At 42.6% G+C, this 21403-nt stretch carries 13 protein-coding genes; 1 reads left to right on the plus strand and 12 read right to left on the minus strand.

Annotated elements, in window-relative coordinates; translation table 11 throughout:
* Positions 1-3585: a chromosome segregation protein SMC gene (gene smc, locus AB5754_RS03875; protein WP_368250545.1), complete on the minus strand. Its 3585-nt coding sequence runs from the start codon at positions 3583-3585 to the stop codon at positions 1-3.
* Between the two features lie 50 nt (positions 3586-3635).
* A complete protein-coding gene (gene rnc / locus AB5754_RS03880) occupies positions 3636-4328 on the minus strand; it encodes a ribonuclease III (protein WP_368250544.1) in 693 nt (230 codons plus the stop codon).
* A 332-nt stretch (positions 4329-4660) separates the two neighbouring features.
* On the opposite strand from rnc, the gene AB5754_RS03885 reads away from it, so the two are divergent.
* On the plus strand, positions 4661-7213 hold the full coding sequence (locus tag AB5754_RS03885) for an HAD-IC family P-type ATPase (protein ID WP_368250543.1): 2553 nt from the start codon (positions 4661-4663) through the stop codon (positions 7211-7213).
* Between the two features lie 70 nt (positions 7214-7283).
* On the opposite strand, the gene AB5754_RS03890 is transcribed toward AB5754_RS03885, so the two are convergent.
* The 10 genes from AB5754_RS03890 to recG all read right to left on the minus strand — a co-directional run bounded on the left by AB5754_RS03890 (position 7284) and on the right by recG (position 21374).
* Positions 7284-8633 (minus strand): amino acid permease, encoded by a 1350-nt coding sequence (locus tag AB5754_RS03890; RefSeq protein ID WP_368250542.1) that lies wholly within the window; start codon positions 8631-8633, stop codon positions 7284-7286.
* A gap of 181 nt (positions 8634-8814) precedes the next feature.
* On the minus strand, positions 8815-10272 hold the full coding sequence (locus tag AB5754_RS03895; protein WP_368259469.1) for a helix-turn-helix domain-containing protein: 1458 nt from the start codon (positions 10270-10272) through the stop codon (positions 8815-8817).
* 160 nt (positions 10273-10432) lie between these two features.
* Entirely contained in the window at positions 10433-11374 is a 942-nt protein-coding gene (locus AB5754_RS03900; RefSeq protein WP_368259470.1) for an ATP-binding cassette domain-containing protein, read from the minus strand.
* Positions 11364-12470, minus strand: coding sequence for an ABC transporter ATP-binding protein (locus tag AB5754_RS03905; protein ID WP_311833814.1), 1107 nt, complete (start codon positions 12468-12470; stop codon positions 11364-11366). Before AB5754_RS03905 ends, AB5754_RS03900 begins: the two co-directional genes overlap by 11 nt.
* A gap of 14 nt (positions 12471-12484) precedes the next feature.
* Positions 12485-13372, minus strand: a complete 888-nt coding sequence (gene oppC / locus AB5754_RS03910; RefSeq protein WP_368250610.1) for an oligopeptide ABC transporter permease OppC — start codon at positions 13370-13372, stop codon at positions 12485-12487.
* A gap of 43 nt (positions 13373-13415) precedes the next feature.
* Complete coding sequence (locus AB5754_RS03915; RefSeq protein ID WP_311833813.1) at positions 13416-14906, minus strand: ABC transporter permease; 1491 nt, start codon at positions 14904-14906, stop codon at positions 13416-13418.
* A gap of 250 nt (positions 14907-15156) precedes the next feature.
* Positions 15157-17145, minus strand: coding sequence for a peptide ABC transporter substrate-binding protein (locus tag AB5754_RS03920; protein WP_368250608.1), 1989 nt, complete (start codon positions 17143-17145; stop codon positions 15157-15159).
* 736 nt (positions 17146-17881) lie between these two features.
* Complete coding sequence (gene acpP, locus AB5754_RS03925; protein ID WP_311833812.1) at positions 17882-18127, minus strand: acyl carrier protein; 246 nt, start codon at positions 18125-18127, stop codon at positions 17882-17884.
* Positions 18128-18235: 108 nt separating this feature from the next.
* Entirely contained in the window at positions 18236-19252 is a 1017-nt protein-coding gene (plsX, locus tag AB5754_RS03930) for a phosphate acyltransferase PlsX (RefSeq protein ID WP_311834088.1), read from the minus strand.
* A 97-nt stretch (positions 19253-19349) separates the two neighbouring features.
* Complete coding sequence (recG, locus tag AB5754_RS03935) at positions 19350-21374, minus strand: ATP-dependent DNA helicase RecG (RefSeq protein ID WP_368250536.1); 2025 nt, start codon at positions 21372-21374, stop codon at positions 19350-19352.
* Between the last annotated feature and the right edge of the window lie 29 nt (positions 21375-21403).

Here is a 21403-nt window from a genome sequence, read left to right on the forward strand (position 1 = left end):
TTACTTGGCATCAGTGGCAACAATCTTGCCGCCTTCTTTTACATCCTCTAAACGCACCGAAACGATTTTCGACACTCCAGACTCTTGCATGGTCACGCCATAGAGCACATCAGCAGCTTCCATGGTGCCCTTGCGATGGGTCACTACGATAAACTGGGTGTCGTTTTGGAACCGGCTTAAGTAACTACCGAAACGGGTCACATTGGCTTCATCTAGCGCGGCTTCCACTTCATCCAATACACAAAAAGGTACGGGCCGCACTTGGATAATGGAAAAGAGTAAAGCAATCGCCGTTAGGGCTCGTTCTCCACCGGACAATAAGCTGAGACTTTGGAGTTTCTTGCCTGGTGGTTGGGCTTCGATTTCAATGCCGGTATTCAATAAATCTTCGGGATCGGTTAAAAGTAATTCTGCTCGACCACCGCCGAACATATTCGGGAAGACTTCTTTAAATTTCAAGCGAATGGCTTCAAAGACTTCGCTAAAGCGGACTTTCACTTCTTCGTCCATTTCCGACATAGTGGTAAAGAGTTGGTCTTTGGCTTGCAAAAGATCATCTCGTTGGCTCACTAAAAATTGGTAGCGCTCATTGACTTGTTCAAACTGGTCAATGGCATTTAAATTCACTGGCCCTAAAATCTCAATCCGTTGCTTCAAGTTGGCGATTTCCATGCTGGCTACATCCCGCTCTGCCACTACTCCGTAACTTTCTAAAGCGAGCTCAAAGGTCATGGCATAGCTTTCTTGTAAGTAGTTCAAAAGAGTATCCAAGCGAATATCCGCTCGTTTTTTCTCCACTTCGGCTCTTGTTTTTTGGGAAAGCAACGTTTTTTGTTCTTGGTTTTGAGCGCTTAAACTTTCATCTCCACGACTGATTGTACTTTGCACTTCACTACGCTGTTGTCGTTTTTGACTTAGATTTAGTTTGATTTCTTCTTGTTTTTGCGACAATTCACGGACTTGCTTTTCCAAGGATTCTTCCGTGACTTCATGGCTGGAAAAATCGCTGTTTAACGCTTGTAACTGTAACTCAAGACTAGCTTTTCGTTCGGCTATCCCAGTTAATTCCGCTTTTTTTCCTTGAATTTGCTCTTTCAAATGAAGGATTTGCTGTTGAGTGACCGCCATTTGTGATTGGCTTTGTGCTAAACTTTGGCTGAGTTCTTCTCGTTTGGCTTCAATTAAATCTTCCGTTCGACCTAATTCTTGGATGTCATGATTGATTTTTTCTCGGGCAGCTTCGACTTCTTTTTGGGCCTTTAAATAACTCCCTCGTTTTTCATCGTATTCTGCCAAGAATTCTTGGACTTCGCGATTTTCAAAGGTGAAGACCGACTGTTCTTGTTCCAGTCGTTGTAATTCCCCTGCGTTGGTTTGCCGCTGATGTTCCAATTCTTGCAAGGCCAGCCGCCCGGTTTCTCCAGCTGCGCGCAAACTTTCCAATTGTGTTTGTTGCTCTTTGGTTTGAGCATCTAAACGGGCAACTTGGGCTTCTGTCGTTTGCAAGCGACTGTCTAATTGAGCTAGCTCTCTTTGCAGTTGTTGCAGTTCACTGCCTTGGGAAAAGAGGTTACCGCTGTTACCTTTTTTCACGGCGCCACCGGTCATGGAACCCCCGGCATTCATCACATCCCCTTCTAAAGACACCACTCGATAACGATAGTGAACACTTCTAGCGATAGCATTGGCGCTTTGCAAGTCTTCTGCCAGCAAAATCCCTCCTAGAAGGTTGTGCATTACGTTGGAGATATTTTCAGGAAATTGCACCACGCTTGCTGCAATTCCGATAAAACCTTCAATTTGCTGAGCATTTTGGAGTTGTGCTTGAGGAACTTGTCGCGGTTGAATTGTAGTCAATGGCAAGAAAGTCCCCCGGCCGCCTCGTTGCTGCTTCAAGAAAGTGATGGCCCCTCGAGCAGCTTGCTCATTTTCCACTAAAATATGTTGCGCACTGGCACCTAAAGCTGTTTCAATGGCCAAAGCATAGTCTGCTGGTACTTCTAATAATTCTGCCACTGCTCCCACAATCCCCGAAAGCTCTTGGCGATGTTTTAAAATCATTCGGGGACCTTGATAAAAGCCGGCATAGTTTTCTTGAATGTCTTGTAAACTTTTTTCTTTGGCTCGAGTTTGTTGAACCTGGCTCATTAAGTTGTACATTTTCTTTTGTTCGCTATCCAGCTGTATTTTGCTAGTCTTTGCTTGTTCTTGTAAAAGCAAATAATCTTTTCGCTGTTGGTCCAACTCTTCAGTGGCAGCTTTAATTTGCTGGCTTAACTGCGTTTTTTGCTGGCGACTAGCGGTAATTTTAACCGTTAACTCTTCTTGTTTTTGCAACGCTTTTTGGTTTTTAGCAGCTTCTTGGGAATAGCGACGTTCTAAGTATTTCAAATCATTGCCAATATTGGCATGCTCTTGCATCTTTTCCACGTATTGGCCCCGTAAATCTTCTAGGACTTCTTTTGTAGGCCGTTGGTATTTCACCAGTTCTGCCTGTTGAGTGGCAATGGCTTCTTCCAGTTCTTGATGCTCTCGGTTTTTGTGAGACAAGAGGCCAATTTGTTCGCTGATTTGCTCTTCTAAACTGTCCATTTGCTCTTGGGCAGCTTCAATATTTTGTTGGTATTCCTTCGTGCTTTGCAACGTGTTTTTTGAGCGCTCCGCCAAAAGGGCTTGTTGTCCTTCTGCTTGCTTTAATGCTTCGGTTAAGGCTAAAAGCTCTTGATTGGCATTTTCCAACCACTCATCCAAAGAACTACGCTTGTGCCGTTGGGCTTGCAAAAAAACTTCTTTTTCTTGAATTTCTCGACTAATCTGCTCCAACCGACCATTAAGCTGCACTACTCGCTGATCTTCTTGGTTCCAACAGCGTTTTTCTTCTTGGATTTCCGTCACCGTATAGGCTACATCCACTTTGGTTAATGACTCTTTTAATTCTAAGTATTTTTTGGCAATGCGAGACTGTTCTGCTAAAGGTGTCAATTGATCTTCTAATTCATAGACAATATCTTGGACCCGGCTTAAGTTGTCTTCTGTTTCAAACAGCTTTTGTTCCGCTTTTTTCTTTCGCTGTTTGTATTTCAAAACACCCGCTGCTTCTTCAAAAATTCCCCGGCGATCTTCTGGTTTACTGGCAAAAATCGCCTCCACCTTCCCCTGGGAAATAATCGAAAAAGATTCTTTGCCTAGCCCTGAATCCATGAATAAATCTTGAATATCCTTTAAGCGACAAGCTTGTTTATTGATGAAAAAATCACTTTCACCAGTCCGGCGAAAGCGACGGGTCACGCTAATCTCACTGTAATCCAAAGGGAGATAGTGGTCACTATTGTCTAAAACCACCGTCACTTCGGCAATGTTCAAGGCTTTACGAGAATCAGAACCGGCAAAGATAATATCCGGCATCTTGCCCCCTCGTAAACTCTTAACCGATTGCTCTCCCAGTACCCAACGAATGGCTTCGGTAATATTGCTTTTACCGGAGCCATTGGGACCGACTACGGCAGTAACGCTATTCTCAAAATCGATCACCGTCCGGTCGGCGAAAGACTTGAACCCGGCGATCTCGATTTTCTTTAAATACACAAATAGTTGCTCCTTTCAAGGACCCGCTAAGCTTCAGGCCCAGTCTAGGGTTATTGCCCTAAACTTTGTAACGCATTATAAGCGGCTGCTTGTTCCGCTAATTTCTTGGATTTTCCTTGGCCAACTCCAATCATCTTCTCGTCACAGTACACTTCCGTCACAAAGATGCGTTCATGGGCTGGGCCTTCTTCTTTGACTAAGCGGTAGTCGATTAAGACATCGCCTTTTTTCTGTAAGACTTCTTGTAAGCGCGTCTTGTGATCCCGCTCATGGGAAAAAGCACCAGCCGCCACTTGAGGATAAACCACGGTTTCAAGGAATTTCAGCACAGTAGCCAGTCCTTGATCCAAATACAAAGCTCCTAAAAAAGCTTCAAATAAGTCACAAAGAAGCGATGGCCGTGTGCGCCCTCCGGAATTTTCTTCCCCTTTGCCCAGTTTTACATAGGCATCAAAGCCACAATCTTTGGCAAATTGGGCCAAGCTTTCTTCTCGGACGATGGCCGCCCGGGTCTTGGTTAATTTGCCTTCTGGTAAAGTGGGGTATTCCCGGTAAAGGTATTGGGAGACTAGGAGTTCTAAGACTGCATCTCCTAAAAATTCCAAGCGTTCGTTATCTGATAAGTGTAAGTTGCGGTGCTCATTCACATAAGAAGAATGGGTAAAGGCTTGTTCTGCCAGATTAATATCGTGGAAAACTATTCCAAAGCGTTCTTCTAGCAGTTTCGCTAACTGATTGTCCATTGGTTTTCAGTCCCTTTAAATTATTCAATACTGTACTATTATACTGTTTTTTGCCCAATAAGAAAACGCTAAGGGCAAAAGACCTGCAAAGTTTGCTTCTTGATTTCGCGCTCTTGCTAAAAGACTTCCCTTGCTGAATATCTAGTGTTGAAATCCTTTGAATTATACCACGACAAAGCTAAAACTAGCGCTAGAAGAACAAAGCTTTGAGGAATTTTCATAAAGGTATGAAAAAATCGCAATTTATTATAAGCTTGTGCCCTTTATACTAAAGTCATGCCAGAGAAGGACGCCCCTTCTTTTACGGCAAAGACAAGACAGGAGGAATTTTCATGAAATACTACAATCAAACGACGGATAAGACGTTAAAACATCTCGATACGACTAGAAAAGGCCTCCCCCAAGGAGAACGCCAGCAACGACTGGAACGCATCGGGCCCAACAAGTTAAAAGAAAGCAAACAAAAACCCTTATGGCAAAAAATCGGCAAACACTTTATCGACCTCTTAATGGTGGTCTTAATTGTCGCCGGTATTTTAAAAGGGATCACCGGCGACTACGTGGAAATGAGCATTATTTTCGCCGTGGTCATCATCAACGGTTTGATTGGCTATTTTCAAGAGCGGAAAGCTGAGGCTTCCTTAAATGGTTTGAAGCAAATGATGGCAAAAGAAGCGGTAATCTTAACGGAAGGGCATCGAAAAAAAGTCGCCGCAGAGACCTTAGTTCCAGGAGATTTGCTACTCTTACACAGTGGTGATATTTTACCGGCAGATGTGCGGCTCCTGGAAGCCCACGACTTATTAGTAGAAGAGGCCCCCTTAACCGGTGAATCGTTGCCGATTGAAAAAACGGCTGAGACCTTGACGGGGACATTACCTCTAGGGGACCGAGTGAACCTGGCTTTTTCCGGTACTCAAATTCAAGCTGGCAGTGCCATTGGTATTGTCACCGATACCGGGGATCAAACGGAAATCGGCAAAATCAACAGCGCCTTGCAAAATGTCGCTCCGCAAACTACGCCACTGATTCGGAAGATGAATCAATTAAACCAACAGATTTTTAAAGGCTTGATGCTCTTCATCGTCTTTCTCGTTTTCTTTACTACACTGCGTTACGGCATGGAAGCTAATCTTCTCTTATCGGCAGTGATTGCCTTAATCGTAGCCATTGTTCCAGAAGGGTTACCGGCTGTTTTGACCATGATTTTATCCATGGGTGTTAAGGAAATGTCCGATCAAAAAGCGATTGTAAAAAGCATGCCAGCTGTAGAAACCTTGGGCTCCATGACCGTTATTTGTTCTGACAAAACCGGAACTTTAACCAAAAATGAAATGACGGTTACCGATCTGATCTTACCCAAACAGGCTCCTACTTCTGCCATTGCCGACTTAAAACTGATTATGAACAACTGTCAAGATTTGCGCACCAGCAAGCAACAAGCGGTCAGTCAATTACAAGGAAATCCCACAGAACTGGCCCTCTTGCGCTATGCAGAAGATGCCAACCAAGAACTTCTTGAAAAAGTTCAAAAGATTCCTTTTCATTCTCAACACAAGTACATGGCTACAGCTCATTTAATGGAAGAACAACTCACTTTATTTGTCAAAGGTGCCCCTGAAGTCCTTTTAGCTAAAGCCAATTTAACTCCAGCAGAATCAACTTACTGGCAAACAGAAATTGCCAATTTGGCTAAAAGAGGGCAACGGGTTTTAGCCTTTGCTAAAAAAGACTTAGAGCCCGAGGCAGTGATTCAAGAAGAACTGAAGGATTTGACCATAATGGGACTAGCTGGCATTATCGATCCACCAAAACCCGCTGCCATCAAAGCTGTGGCTAGCTGTCAAGAAGCCGGCATTGTAGTAAAGATGATTACTGGCGATCACAAAGATACTGCCCAAGCTATTGGTCGTCAAATCGGCTTAAAACACGACTCTGTCTTGGAAGGTGCTGACATTGACCGGCTTTCTAAAGAAGCTTTCGCCCAAGCAGTGAAAAAAACCGACATCTTCGCTCGCACTACCCCAGAGCATAAATTGCGCATCGTCACTGCCTTACAAGAGCAAGGAGAAATCGTAGGGATGACCGGCGATGGGGTCAACGATGCTCCTGCCTTAAAAAAAGCCGACATCGGGATTGCCATGGGCATTAAAGGTAGCGAAGTTACCAAGGAAGCCGCCGATATGGTCTTGGCCGACGACAACTTCGCCACCATTGCCACTGCTGTTAAAGAAGGTCGCCGCATATTTGATAATTTGAAAAAGACCATTAACTTCTTTTTACCTTCCGCACTTGCTCAAGGACTACTAGTCATCTTCGCCCTTTTAATCGACCGTCCGCTACCTTTAAGCCCGGTGCAAATTCTCTGGGTAAACATGGTGACCACCATTACTTTGTCCTACGCTTTAGGTTTTGAAAAAGCCCATGAGAACACCATGAAACGCCCGCCGAGAGATCCTAAAGAGAAAATTTTGTCCCTACACAGCCTAGCTCGTATCCTCTATGTATCGGTATTAATTACGATTCCTGCTTACCTCTTCAGCAGCCAAGTGGCCGACCCGGTAGTCGCCCAAACCATGCTCTTACAAAGCATCGTTTTAGCCCAAGCACTGTACATGATTAACTGCCGAGAGCTACTGGATGCTTCTTTAAACAAGAGCATGCTCCAAAACAAAGCACTGTGGATTTCTCTAGGCGCTTTAGTTTTAGTCCAAGGCTCGCTACTGACACTGCCCTTTATGCAAAATCTAATCGGTACGACCTCACTGAGCGTAACTCAGCATCTAGTGCTCTTAGCTGGTGCGTTATTGATTTTCGCTATTGTAGAGTTGGAGAAAAAGTTGTTGAAGAATAAGCGATCGCGCCAAGAGGAAAAAATCGCTTAGTCGACTTCCAAGTTAAGTTGCTGACTAGCTAAAAAGAGAAGTTCCCCATCCAGCGGGAACTTCTCTTTTCTTATTGCTTTTCGTATTTGAAAAAGTAAATCAAACGTAATACGATAAACCACACCGGTGTGAACAAAGCAGCCAGCCTCGTTTCAGGTGACCATAACAAAACTCCCGCCACAAAAATTAAAAAGGCAAAAATCAAGTAATTGCTCAAAGGATAAAAAGGCATTTTAAAGCTGTGACTTTGTTTTCCGCGAATACTGCGACGGTATTTCAAATGGGTATAAATCAAAATTCCCCAAATAAATAAGAAGCAGGTGGTGGCAATACTAGTGATAATAGTAAAAACTTGGCTAGGCATGACATAATTCATAATTACCGCACTAAAAATCACAATTGCCGAAAAGAAAATGGCATTAGCGGGTACTTGGTGTTTAGTCAACTTTACAAAAGTCTTCGGTGCGCTGCCTTCTTGAGCTAACGAGCGCATCATACGTCCCGTACTGTAAATGGCGCTGTTGCAAGCGGAAGCTGCCGCACTAAGCACTACTAAATTAATAATCGTAGCGGCTGCCGTAATCCCCACTTCAGAAAAGACCTCCACAAACGGACTTTCAGAAGCTACTAAACTATCCCAAGGGTAAATCGCCATAATCACAAACAGTGAACCTAAATAAAACAAAATAATCCGAATGGGAATATTGTTAATAGCTTCTGGCAAGACTGTTTCTGGATCTTTAGTTTCCCCGGCTACTAATCCCACTAATTCAATGCCCACAAAGGCGAAGGTTACCATTTGAAAAGATAGTAAGAATCCTTTGCCCCCTTTTGGAAACCAGCCACCGTGCGTCCAGAGATTGGAGATTTTTACGGTACCCGCAGAAGTGGGATAATGAGTGATAATCAAATAAGCGCCAATGGCAATTAAAACGATAATCGCCACCACTTTGATTAATGCAAACCAAAATTCCAACTCGCCAAACAAAGAGACAGCTACCAGATTCAACGCCACTAAAATCACCAAGGCACAGATTTCCGGCAACCATTGAGGCAAGCTAGGAAACCAGTAGTCCACGTACAGTCCCATGGCCGTCAAATCCGCCATGGCAATGGCAATCCAACAAAACCAATAGGTCCACCCGGTGAGAAAGGCCCATTTCTTCCCTAAGTATTCTGCCACAAAATCCAAAAACGAGTGGTTATCCGTATTAGAAAGTAACAGTTCTCCTAAGGCTCGCATGATCAAAAAACAAATGCCTCCGGTAATCGTATAAGCCAATAAAATCGAAGGTCCCGTCTGTTGAATCGATTTCCCTGAGCCTAAAAAAAGCCCGGTTCCAATCGCGCCACCGATGGAAATCAACTGAACGTGACGATTTTTCAGACTGCGGGATAATTCTTGTTGAGGCTGTTCCATATATAATCCTCCTAAATTGTATCGTTAAAGGAATATTTTAAAAAAAATAAACATCCTGAAACGATGTTGCTATTGGTTATTTTATCGAACTTTCAGAAAACTTACAACCTCAATTTCCCAAGCAACCTCCCCCTGAAGCATGAAAAGAAACGGACAGTTCTTTGCCCGTTTCTCACTTATATCATAGATAGCGTTTTTGAATTAATTTACGAAACTCCCACAGCTCCCTATCGGTGGGAACCATAGACAGGGATACTACAGAAGCGAGTGTTTTTTCAAGGGGTAAGTTTGACAAAATGATATCAGTCTTTTTCACATCAGTTGGTACTTCTGTTGCATTGATTTCGATCAGTTTCACTCTCTTCCCTGCTAAATCCTGTAATTCTTGAATTAAAAATTGCTTCCAAGCAGGCTCCCCTTGAAAAATTAAAAAGACACATAAGGGCTGGAGATTTAAGCGAGCTTTTGCCGTTTGAATTAACAAAACCAAATTGCTTACTGCATGATTGGAAACCTCGGTAATCCCTTCTAACTCGCCTGTCGCCAAACTTCTGGCTACATCTTGGTACAAGCTAGGAAATTTTTCTTGGCAAACGTGCAAAACTTCTGCATATTCACCTAGAAATTTATCCGTTAAACTTTTTGATTCGTAATACTTCACTTGAAATAAAACCAAGTCCTCTAATAACTCCTGATCGTCTGCTAGCAACACGCCTTCAACAAGAGTGTTTAAATAAGCTTTCCCTCGCTGAAATAAATGACCATAATTTTTTTGTAATAGTTGAGAGACATCTGGAGAAAGTAAATAACTCCAGCTTTCCAAAAAGCAAAAATAAGCAAAGAACGCTTCGTCGCCTTTTAACAAGACGCCTTCTTTTTGGTAAAGTGCTTGAATGCTTTCTTGATAACTGAAAGCCAAATCATCTTCTTCATAATGTAGATTTTCAATCGAACAACCGGCTTTAATGCGAATCGTATTGATAAAAAACCAACAAATACCAAAGATTTCTTCCGTTTTCGCCTGTTTATTTTGCCGTTTCAAACTAGCTAAAAAGTCTCGATAATTGGATTCATGAACTTGATAATCTTCAAAAAAGAAATGCTGATGAGTAAAAGGTGTCAGCAAGCGGTGGTAAAAAACACGTAGAGAAGACTCTTCTCCTACCCAACTTAGCTGTGAGCGGGTGAGACGAATGGTTAACTGAAAATCTGTCAGTTCTTGATTCATCTTTTGTACTTGCCGTTTCAAGGTTTCATAAGAGACTCCATTGTCCATCAGAAAACTTACCACCGAAAGCTCCCGTTTAAAAAGCAGTCCCTTTAACACCGCCATGGCTAAAGATTGTTCCATATAAAACTCCCAGACTTCATAAAGGGCTACCGGACGACTGGCGGTCAAAGAGACTCCTTGATTGCCTTGGGCTTCCAGCTGCCAATCCTCTGGTAGTTCATAGCGCAAAGTTTGCAAATCGTGAAAAACGGTCCTTTGGGAGACACCTAGCTGCTGTGCCAAATCTTTTGTTGTCATTTGAGCTGTACTTAACAACTGCTCCAAAATCGTAATCTTCCGCCGCACTTCTTTTTCACTAATCATCTGTTTTGCCAATGAATACATAATCTCACCTTCTTCACTTTCCATTGTATCATGCTCCTTTTACGAGAAGATATTAGCAGGCATTGTCTTTCACCAACCACTAGCCAAACTACTCTCAAACACAACAAAACAGGCAGACGGAATCGTCTGCCTGTTTTGTCTCTCAATAGTTTGGTACAGAAAGTGGTATAGATTATAGCAACTGTTAGCTTTTAACAGCTGCTCGATACCCGACGGTTTCCGCTTCATTGCCGTAGACAAAGTGTCCCGGAATGATTTCGACAAATTTGGGTTTGTCTACGGAGTAATCATGCATGCTAGGGTCATACACATGCAATTCTTTTTTACGAGCCAAGATAGGGTCTGGTACTGGTACAGCAGACAACAAGGCTTTGGTATAAGGATGCAACGGATTGCGGAATAGTTCTTCCGCTTCCGCCAACTCCACGATCCGACCAGAGCGGATAACTGCAATCCGGTCAGAAATAAAGCGCACCACAGATAAGTCATGGGCAACAAAGAAGTAAGTAACTCCTTTGTCCCGCTGAAATTCTTTTAATAAGTTTAAAACTTGCGCCCGAATGGAAACATCCAAGGCAGAAATTGGTTCATCAGCAACAACCAATTCCGGTTCCATGATCAATGCTCTGGCAATCCCGATCCGTTGCCGTTGACCTCCTGAAAATTCGTGAGGATAACGGTTCAAGTGTTCCGGTAACAAGCCCACTCGTTCAATCATGTTTTCCACTTTGGCCCGGCGATCCGCCTCGTTATCAAAGAGATGGAAGTTATACAATCCTTCTGAAATGATGTAATCCACGGTCGCCCGCTCATTTAGTGAAGCGGAAGGATCTTGGAAAATCATTTGAATCTTACGGATGATTTCATTTTGTTCTTTGGCAGATAATTTTTTATTGATTTTTTTACCTTCAAAGATGATGTCTCCGTTAGATGTGTCGTTTAACCCTAGCACCGCTCGACCAATGGTGGTCTTGCCGGAACCAGACTCCCCAACTAGTGAGAAAGTTTCCCCTTTGTAAATATCAAAATTGGCATCTTGAACGGCGACAAACTTGTTGCGACCTTCGCCAAAAGTAATTTCTAAATCTTTAATGGATAGTAATACTTCTTGATTTTTAGCTTCCAACGACTTCTCCTCCCTCTTCAAGATCTTTTGCTTCATAGTCCTCAGGTGCGATCTCTTCTTGAAGGGCCACTAGTTTTTCATGGAGATTCTGGATTGCCACAGGTTTTTCTACTTGAGGCGCTCTTGGGTCCATTAACCAGGTTTTAGCAAAGTGAGTATCGGAGACTTGGAACATCGGTGGTTCTTGTTTGAAATCAATTTCCATGGCATAAGGATTCCGTGGGGCAAACGCATCCCCAGCGATATCTTTGTACAATGACGGTGGTGTACCGGGCACGGAATACAGTTCGTCACCTTTTTGACTCAATTGCGGTAGTGAGGACAACAACGCCCAAGTGTAAGGATGTTTGGCATTGTAGAAGATGTCTTCCACCGTGCCGGTTTCAATGATTTGACCGGAGTACATCACCGCTACTTTGTCGGCAATCGCTGCTACTACACCCAAGTCATGGGTGATAAAAATGGTAGTAAACTTGTACTCTTCTTGTAGTTCTCTGATCAAGTCCAAAATTTGAGCTTGAATGGTCACATCAAGAGCCGTAGTCGGCTCATCACAGATTAAAACTTTTGGCCGACAAGCTAAGGCAATGGCGATGACCATCCGTTGACGCATTCCCCCAGAATATTGGAAAGGATACTCTTCGTAACGTTTTTCCGCATCAGGAATCCCGGTGCGTTTCATCAATTCAATCGCCATTTTTTTGGCTTCTTTTTTGTCTTTGCCTTGGTGCTTAATAATCACTTCAGAAATTTGAGACCCGATTGTTTTAATTGGGTTTAAAGATGTCATTGGATCTTGGAAAATCGTAGCAATTTCTTTGCCGCGAATTCCTTCCCATTGTTTGTCTTTGGTTAAGTCACTTAAGACTTTGTCATGATAACGAATGGTTCCATTGGTAATGTGTCCATTTTGTTCCAACATCCCGGTAAAAGTCTTAGTTAAAACAGATTTACCAGAGCCGGATTCCCCTACGATGGCTAGCGTTTCTTGTTCTTTGATTTCCAAAGAGACATTGCGAATCGCTTTTAATTCACGATTACGGACGGTGAAGCCTACAGAGAGGTTTTCAACGGATAATACTGTTTCTTTTTCCATGATATCCCTCCTAATTACATATGTGTCCGTGGATCGGCAGCATCCGCCAAGGTTTGGCCGACGATATACAATGATACCGACACAAGGGCCAAAACGGCAACAGGGATCCAAAACAGATACGGATAGTTACTCATATTTGCAGTGTATTTTGAAATCAATTTCCCTAGAGAAGGAACATTGGCACTAAGACCAACTCCCAAGAAGGAAAGGAAGGTTTCATAAGAGATAAAAGACGGTAATGCCCGAGAGACATCCGTTACAATAACTGACGTCAAGTAAGGCAAGATATTACGGAAAATCATACGCATAGTCGGTGTCCCCAAGGTTTTAGAAGCCAAGTTGTATTCCCGATCTCGCATAATCATAACTTGAACCCGAATGAAGTAAGCCGTAGCCAACCAGCTGGTCAAACACATGGCAAAAATCAAATTCCAAAAACCACTACCAAAGGAATAAGACAAAACCATGATGATCAACAATTGAGGGATATTAGAAAAAATGTTGTAAATCTCGATCATAAAGCGGTCGATTTTTTTCGAAGTTCCCCAAATTGCTCCTACAACCACCCCAATCAACGTACAAACTACCGTGGCAATCACACTGATGGAGATAGAAGTTTTCGCTCCCGCCCATACCGCATCAAATAAAGAGTGGCCATTGGCGTCGGTCCCAAACCAGTTTTCTGCACTAGGTGGATTGTATCGTTTACCGAAGTCGTTGATACCATCTACATTCATATAATCATAACCAGATAGCATTGGTTGGATAAAAGACATTAAGAGAATTGCTACCATTAAAACTAACATCGCAATGGCTACTTTACTAGAGAAGAACTTGCGCCAAACTGCCCGCCAGTAAGAGTAAACCGGGGCATCAATTCGTTCAGAGGCGTGTTCGTCCATTTTGACGAAACTAAAGTCGTTATTGGTTTCTTTGACTTCCAAGTTACTTACCCCCTTTTTCGGAAAGTTTGATTCGTGGATCTACTAAGGTCATGGTGATATCCCCTAAAAGAATCGAGAAGATGGAAATAGTAGTAAAGATAAAGACTAAGCCGATGACAATCGGGTTGTTATGGGCTTTAATCGCATCTGGTAACATTTTCCCCATCCCTGGAGCTGCAAAGACGGTTTCAGTAATGGTAGCCCCAGCAATTGTTCCGATAACCGCTGAAGGAATCCCATTGACCAAAGGAATCGCCGCATTTTTAAAGATGTGCTTACGACTGATTTCCCCTGCACTTAAACCTTTTGCTTTGGCAAATTTCACGTAGTCTGCGGACTGTTGATCAATCATATAACGACGCAACCAAATGACAATCCCTGAAACAGACAAAAGACCTAAAATAATCGTTGGCAAAATATAGGAACGAATATCTTGTGCACCTAAAGTTGGGAACAAGTCTGGCAAGCCGAATGCACTTGAACCGATAAAACGGAAGAAGTAAATGAACGCCAATGATGGTACGGAAATTAAGACCGTAACCAAAGCCACGCCAATTTTATCCGGCCATTTGCCCTTGTAACGGGACATAATCATGGACATCGGCACTGCTACCCCGTAAGAAATCAAGACAGCGATAATCCCCATGCGCATGGAGTTCCCAATCATAGATGGATCTTGTTTGTTATTTACGGTAACGGTGTAGTTATCTGAGAACATGTTCTTTTCTCTGGTGGATAAGTTTGCCGTCATTTGATATTGACGGGAATAAATGTCCATGGATGTTTTGGACGTCTTGCCGTTTTCAAGGGTTACTTCTTGAGAATCAGCTTTCCCTTGGTCCCCACCGATAACTTGGGTTACAGGTTGTCCTGCGAAAGTTGGATAAGAGGTTCCCAGATTGAGATGGAAAATATTTTGGTGAATAAATGGGAACTGGCCATTGAAGTAAATTTGGTATTTGTATTTCGTACCACTACCTACGACAGACCAACCAGCTAATGGATCATTGGTGATCTTGTAGCCCCGCTTCATGTCTTCATTGTCCGGGTCATTGATCTTCCAGGGATGGTCGACTTGAATCAAATTTTTATAGAATCGGAAGACCCGGGTGGTTAAAGGCAATTCTTTAATCGCATAATAGCCTTTGCTCACTGGAAATTGTTCCAGATCATAGCCGTTTGCCTTCGTCCATTCTTTAAAAATCTTGGTATTTGCCGTAGTATCCTCAGTGGTTACTTCTGGATGGTCCTTTTTGACTTCTGCAATCAATTTATTAGAAGGCAGATAATCCAAATAACCCATTTTGCTAAACGCCGTATTCTCGTAGTCTTTTAAATCATCCGGTTTGGATTTTAATTTCCCATAAGTGACGTCGTTTTGAAAAATGGTCTTTCGAGGGATCAGACTGTAAATCACACCATAAGTTAAGGTAGTAACTAAAAAGATACTTAGGATTGATCTCAGGATCCGAAAAAACAGGTATCGTTTCACTATGAATCTCCTACTTTCTATACACTTATAAGTTAAGCCAGAATCGCTTAGAAGAATAAGCACCTGCTGTTTTAAAAAACCAATCACAGCAGGTCTTATTGCTACTCAGCTTCAGCTAGACTTTATCATTCATGTAAAAAAGGCTAGTAAGCATTCGCCGTTAGCCTTTTTTACCGGTGAACCAACTATTTAGATGAAGCTTGCTCCCTGTGAGAGACAAGGAGCAAACCCTTTTGAATCATGTTTTTACTTATTCCGCTTTGGCAGCTTCTTCACGAGCTTTTGACCACTCGTCATGAGCTTTCGTCCATTGATCTTGGCTAACTGCTTCGTCTTGGACTTCCATATATTTGTAACGTCCTAGACCTAAACCGTCATATCCTAGACCAGAGTAACCAAAGGCTGTGGAGAATGGTACAACGTTTGATACAGATGGGAATCCTTGGCTAGCAAAGATTGGCACTTGGATAACATTTTCCACCAACCATGCTTCTGCATCAGCGTAAGCATCGTAACGTTTGTTTACATCGTCAGTAATAGCAGACGCTTTATCTAACAACGCATCGTATTCAGACAATTTCAAGGCTTCTTTGGCTGCCTTACCAGTGTCTTCGCCTTCAAGGGTTGTATCAGCATCAAGACCTAATGTAGTCAACATATCCCCAGAGTGAGAGTTGTAGATATTCAAGTAAGAAGATGGGTCCATGTAGTCAGGTCCCCAACCAGAAGCAGTAGAGATATCGTAGTCTGTTGCGGCAGAAGAAGTTGCTTGGTAGGTTGCTGCGTAATAAGCATCTTCGTTTAGCAATTGGATGTCGATTACGACGTTTTCTTTGCCTAGGGCATCTTCTACGGATTGTTTCATGGATTTATCCGCATTTACGAGTACTTCAGCCGTTTCTTGTTCTGGCAAGTCCAAGTGAATTGGGAATTCTACGCCTTCCGCTTCCAACTCAGCTTTCGCTTTAGCGAAGTATTCTTTGGCTTTGTCTACGTTGTACGTACCGTCTTGACCTTGTGCCAAGTTGATATCCCCAAAGGCTTCTGCATCAGCGGCTTGAACTTTCTCTTGAACCACTGCACCGAAGTCTTTGCCGTCAATGGTTACAAAGTCAGTTGGTACTAAGGTGTTGCGCAAGGCAGCTGCAGCACCGTCATCCCCAACGCTTTGTGCCCGGTAAGCTGTTTTATTGAACGCGAACTGGAAGGCTTTCCGGAAGTTCAAGTTCATGATTGCTTTTTTGGTATCTTCTTTTTGTTTGTCTGTTTCTTTAGAAGTGTGCTCATAAGCTTGACGGTTAAAGTTGAAGGTCATGTTAAAGGTAGAAGAACCTGGCAAAGCGAAGTTGACGTTGTCGCCGTTTTCCGCTTGCACATCTTTATAACCGGCAGAGTTTGGATAAACCCGTGCTTCAGTTAAATCACCAGCTTGATATTGTTTGTACAACCAGTCTGGATCAGAGCCGTCATTGTAGGTCAATTTCACGCTATCGATATTCACGTTGTCTAAATCCCAGTAAGATTCATTTTTCGTGTATTCGATAGAAGATTTTGCCGTGTTGCTAGCTAATAAGAATGGTCCATTGTAAAGGATGGAGTCTGGTTCTGGTAGACCAAAATCATCGCCTTTTTCATTTAAGAATTCTTCATTGATTGGATACAAAATTCCATAAGTCAATTTAGAAGGCCAATATGTTTCAGGAGCGTTTAAGGTGTATTCCAAAGTGTAGTCGTCAACGGCTTTCACACCCACGGTAGAAAAATCATCGGTTTTCCCAGCAATGTAGTCAGACAAACCTTTAATGCTGTCAGCTACGATGTACAAAGTTTCAGATTTCTTTTCGACTGCGTGTTTCAAAGCAGTGATCCAGTCATTGGCCGTTACATCAGCACCATATTCATTGCCTTCTGCATCCACCCAAGGAACCCCTTCACGAATTTTGTAGGTATAGGTCAAACCATCTTCACTAACTTCATATGATTCAGCCAAAGCTGGTACTAAATTTCCTTCTGGATCCCATTCGTACAATCCGTCCACAAAGTTAGAATAATGGATACTATTACTTTGACGTTGAGAGAAGGTGTAATCTAGAGTTTCGATATCAGTCTTAAATACATAGTTGTATTCGCTTGCTGAACCGCCATCTCCTTTATCAGAGCCTTTCGAGTCGTTTCCTCCACCGCCACAAGCACTTAGAGCAAGCGTTGCAACAAACAGAGAAGCTAGTACTTTTTTCATTTTCATGTCCATACCTCCAATTTTCCTTTTTTCCATAATCAACCGCTTTATGAAATTAGTCAGATATTATCGGAATAACGTCGGTTTGTCAATTCAAAAAAATCTATTATTTTTGAATTATCAGAAAAATCTTTTGTAAAAAAAAGCGAATTTTCTCACATATTTTTTTAATCTTCCTACCGAATTAGTTGAAAGAGTCAGGAATTTTTATTAATTATTAAAATTCCCCCGTGAAAAAATTCGTATCTTTTAAGTTTTTCTGAACTCATCAAACAGCTGCGTCATCATTAGCGCTTTGCACTTGTTCTAATAACGAAGGTTTTTTGTCGACTTGCCAGCATTCCTAAAAAATATCTACGTGTAATTGTAATAAAAAAAAACAAAAAAGTCTATAAAAACAAACACTTTCTAATGGAAAAGTATCGATTACTAGTAAAAAAGACTTTTTTCAGACTTGTAACCGCCTTGTTTTCTGAGCTTTTTCAGAAAAACCGTACGAAGGATTGTGACATCGGCGTGTTAAGTAGTCTGGGAGCAGAGCAGAATTGAAATAACGTTATCTACTAAAGAGGGCTACTCTATTTAGCCACTTTAAAAACCGTATACCAAAATGGACGAGAAACTTACGCTACATTTGAATCTGCAAAGCAAATATCCACCTCATTTCCCCACAAAATTTGGTTATCAGTCTATGAAAAAAAGACCGCAAATTGCGGTCTTTTCCAAGTTCAAGGGCTTATTTATTCAAGCGATTGTAGACATAATCCACGGCGCCGCCCACTGTTTCAATTTGTTCTGCATCTTCGTCAGAAATTTCAGTACCGAACTCGTCTTCAAGCTCTAATACAAATTCCATGACACTGATAGAATCAGCATTTAGATCGTCTTTAATACTCATCTGATCCGTTACTTTTTCAGGATCCACCTCAAAGTGATTGGCGATAACTCCTGCTACTTTTGTAAAGACTTCTTCTCGCGTCAATTGCATTCACCTCCACGCTTTTGACCAACAAGCAAAGTTAGCTAATAGTCATTTTACTTTCTTTATGACACTTTGTCCAGAACATTTTTCAAAATTATGACAAAGATGTCAATTAGATTGCACGTCTTTGTCTGATTCTTTTTCAAATTGGGCAACCAATTCTCCCACTACATTGGTTTCCAACATTGTATGAATTTGCTTGATGGTATTTGCCACTGCATCTGGTCCTGTCGCTCCGTGGGTTTTAATAACCGGTGCTTTTAAGCCAAAGAGTACCGCACCACCGTATTGAGAATAATCTAAGGCATCCTTTAAGGCATAGAGACTATCTTTCATAAAGAAAGCCCCTAGCTTGCCTTTGGTGCCCGATTCTTTAATGGCATCTTTTAACAAGGCCATAAGATTTAAAGCCGTGCCTTCAATGGATTTTAAAACAGCGTTCCCGGTAAAGCCATCGGTCACCACCACGTCAGCTGCGCCATTTAATAATTCTCGGGCTTCCACATTGCCAATAAAGTTAATGCTTGGCTCTTCGCTTAACAGCTGAAACGCTTTTTTCGTCAACTCACTGCCTTTGGTTTCTTCCGTGCCATTGTTCAATAAGCCCACTTTCGGATTTTGGATATTGCGGACATTTTTAGCATAAAAAGAACCTAAAATCCCGTATTGCACCAAATGTTCTGCTTTATTGTCGGCATTGGCACCCAAATCTAGCATATCAAAACCTTGGTTTTTACCCATAACCGGCAATGTGGACATCAAGCCGGGACGTTCCACCCCTTTAATCCGCCCCACAATAAAGAGTCCGGCAGCAAGTAAGGCCCCCGTATTCCCCGCTGAAAAAATTGCATCTGCCTCCCCGTCTTTCACCGCTTGGGCTGCTAAGACCATGGAAGCTTGCTTTTTACGACGAATGGCTTTCACCGGCTCGTCGTCGCTGTTGATTTTTTCGTCTGTGTGAATGATTTTGATGTTTTTTTCATCGTCTAAATATTTTTTGATTTCGGCTTCTTTGCCGTAAAGTTGAAATTCAATATCGGGAAATTTCTTCTTAGCAAGAACAACCCCTTCGATGATGGCTTTAGGGGCATTGTCGCCACCCATAGCATCCACTGCGATTCTCATCATTTGTTCCAATCCTCCTGGAAAAGAATTAATTTTCTACAAAGTATAGCATAGAACTTCCTGTAAGAAAAAGGACTAGTAAAGTGCGCCTCGTTTCTTAATCAAAGAAAGCCTTCTCGGGATCTGCAAGTTCCTTAGCCAGTCCTTGATAATTAGGTAAGACTTGCCAGTTTTCCATTTGCCACAACGCTTTAGCTTCTTCACGGGCCACTTCTAAAATATTGGCATCCGCCACCAAATCTCCTGCCACAAACTGAGGTAGTCCCGATTGTCGGAAACCAAAGACTTCACCAGGGCCCCGGAGTTCCAAATCTTTTTCACTTAAAACAAAGCCATTATTGGTCTCAGTCATGATTTTCATCCGCTCTTTGCCCATGTCATTTTTCGGTTCCGCCACTAAAATACAATAAGAAGCCTCCGCTCCCCGGCCCACTCGCCCCCGCAATTGGTGCAATTGCGCCAGTCCAAAGCGTTCCGCATCCATAATCAACATGACCGTAGCATTGGGCACGTTAACGCCTACTTCAATTACCGTAGTGGAGACTAAGACTTGGGTTTTCCCTTCTTTAAAATCCGTCATAATCTCTTCTTTTTCGGCATTTTTCATCCGTCCGTGCAACAAGCCCACTTGATACTGCTCCCCGTAAAAAGCCGCTAGGTGGTCATGAATTTCCACAGCATTTTTCACATCGAGCTGTTCTGATTCTTCAATTAAAGGACAGATGACATACATTTGATGGTTGCGGCCTAATTCCTTAAGACTCCAATCCAATACACTGTCTAGCTGTCCTGGGCGCACCCAGCGCGTTTCAATGGGAATCCGTCCTGCTGGCAATTCATCAATTATGGACACATCCATTTCTCCATAAGCGGTGATTGCCAACGTTCTAGGAATAGGGGTTGCCGTCATAAAGAGCACATCTGGACGCCAGCCTTTTTCTCGCAATACTTTTCGCTGATTCACCCCAAAACGGTGTTGTTCATCGGTAATCACCAGTCCCAGATTTTTAAACGCTACGCCTTCTTGAATCAAAGCGTGGGTCCCTACCACGATGTCAATGGTGCCATTGGCTAATTCTTCTAAAATCACTCGGCGCTCTTTTATAGGTGTGGAACCGGTCAATAAAGCAGTCGTGACTTCTAAGGGATCAAAAAGCTGATTTAAGCTTTCGATATGCTGCTGGGCTAAGATTTCTGTAGGTACCATTAACGCACCTTGAAACCCTGCAGTCATAGTGGCGTATAAAGCGATAGCAGCTACTACCGTCTTACCGCTCCCCACATCCCCTTGCAACAAACGCTGCATGTGTTCTGGGCTCATTAAATCACGACAAATTTCATTGGTAACTTTCTTTTGGGCTTTGGTTAAGTCAAAAGGCAGGCTAGCGATAAAAGCTTTCAAGCGTTCATTGTCGTATTGAATGGCTAAACCTTGAGAAACCGACTTTTCCTTGAGTTTTAACCCTTGGAGTTTCATTTGAAACAAAAAGAACTCTTCAAAGACCACTCGACGTTTCGCTTGATGATGTTCTTTAGGATCTTTAGGAAAGTGCATGGCGTACATGGCGGCCCCTTTGTCCATTAAGCGATATTTCTCTCGCAAAGCCAAAGGCAGGTTTTCTTCAATTTGCTCCCCATAATCATGAAAGGCTTGGCGAATCAAAGGAATCAAGGTCTTCTGCTTTATTTTTTGGGACAAGTGATAAATTGGCGCAAAGTCTCCTTGGTGACCATTTGCCAAAATTTTCATGCCGGTTAAGGCTTTTTTCTTTGCATCCCACTTGCCGTAAACTGCCAGCTCTTCTCCTAGTTCCACTTGATCTTTTAAATAGGGTTGATTGAAAAAAGAAACATTGAAGACAGCGTGATCTTGCATCATGCGAAAGCGTAAGACCGATTTTTTATACCCAAAGCGATTGACCACAGCTGGAGCGACTACCACTCCTTTAATGGTAACTTTTTCTTGGTCGTTGATTTCTGTCAGCTTTCGTTCTTGAATGTCCTCATAACGAAAGGGATAGTAACTGAGTAAATCCGCCACATTTTCAATTCCTAAGGCAGCTAAATCTTGGGCTCGCTTTTCTCCCACACCTTTTAAATACTGCACCGAAACGTCTTTCACTGCTCACCCTCCCTTGTAAAAGAGGAGGC

The organism is Enterococcus sp. 2201sp1_2201st1_C11_2201SCRN_220225, assembly GCF_040925905.1.
In the GTDB taxonomy this organism is placed as follows: domain Bacteria; phylum Bacillota; class Bacilli; order Lactobacillales; family Enterococcaceae; genus Enterococcus_C; species Enterococcus_C asini_A.

Excerpts from the sequence above, each read along its gene's own strand:
- rnc (WP_368250544.1), bottom strand. The coding sequence starts at position 4,328 with ATGGACAATCAGTTAGCGAAACTGCTAGAAGAACGCTTTGGAATAGTT.
- AB5754_RS03885 (WP_368250543.1), top strand. The coding sequence starts at position 4,661 with ATGAAATACTACAATCAAACGACGGATAAGACGTTAAAACATCTCGAT.
- AB5754_RS03890 (WP_368250542.1), bottom strand. The coding sequence starts at position 8,633 with ATGGAACAGCCTCAACAAGAATTATCCCGCAGTCTGAAAAATCGTCAC.
- AB5754_RS03895 (WP_368259469.1), bottom strand. The coding sequence starts at position 10,272 with ATGGAAAGTGAAGAAGGTGAGATTATGTATTCATTGGCAAAACAGATG.
- AB5754_RS03905 (WP_311833814.1), bottom strand. The coding sequence starts at position 12,470 with ATGGAAAAAGAAACAGTATTATCCGTTGAAAACCTCTCTGTAGGCTTC.
- oppC (WP_368250610.1), bottom strand. The coding sequence starts at position 13,372 with ATGGACGAACACGCCTCTGAACGAATTGATGCCCCGGTTTACTCTTAC.
- AB5754_RS03920 (WP_368250608.1), bottom strand. The coding sequence starts at position 17,145 with ATGAAAAAAGTACTAGCTTCTCTGTTTGTTGCAACGCTTGCTCTAAGT.
- plsX (WP_311834088.1), bottom strand. The coding sequence starts at position 19,252 with ATGAGAATCGCAGTGGATGCTATGGGTGGCGACAATGCCCCTAAAGCC.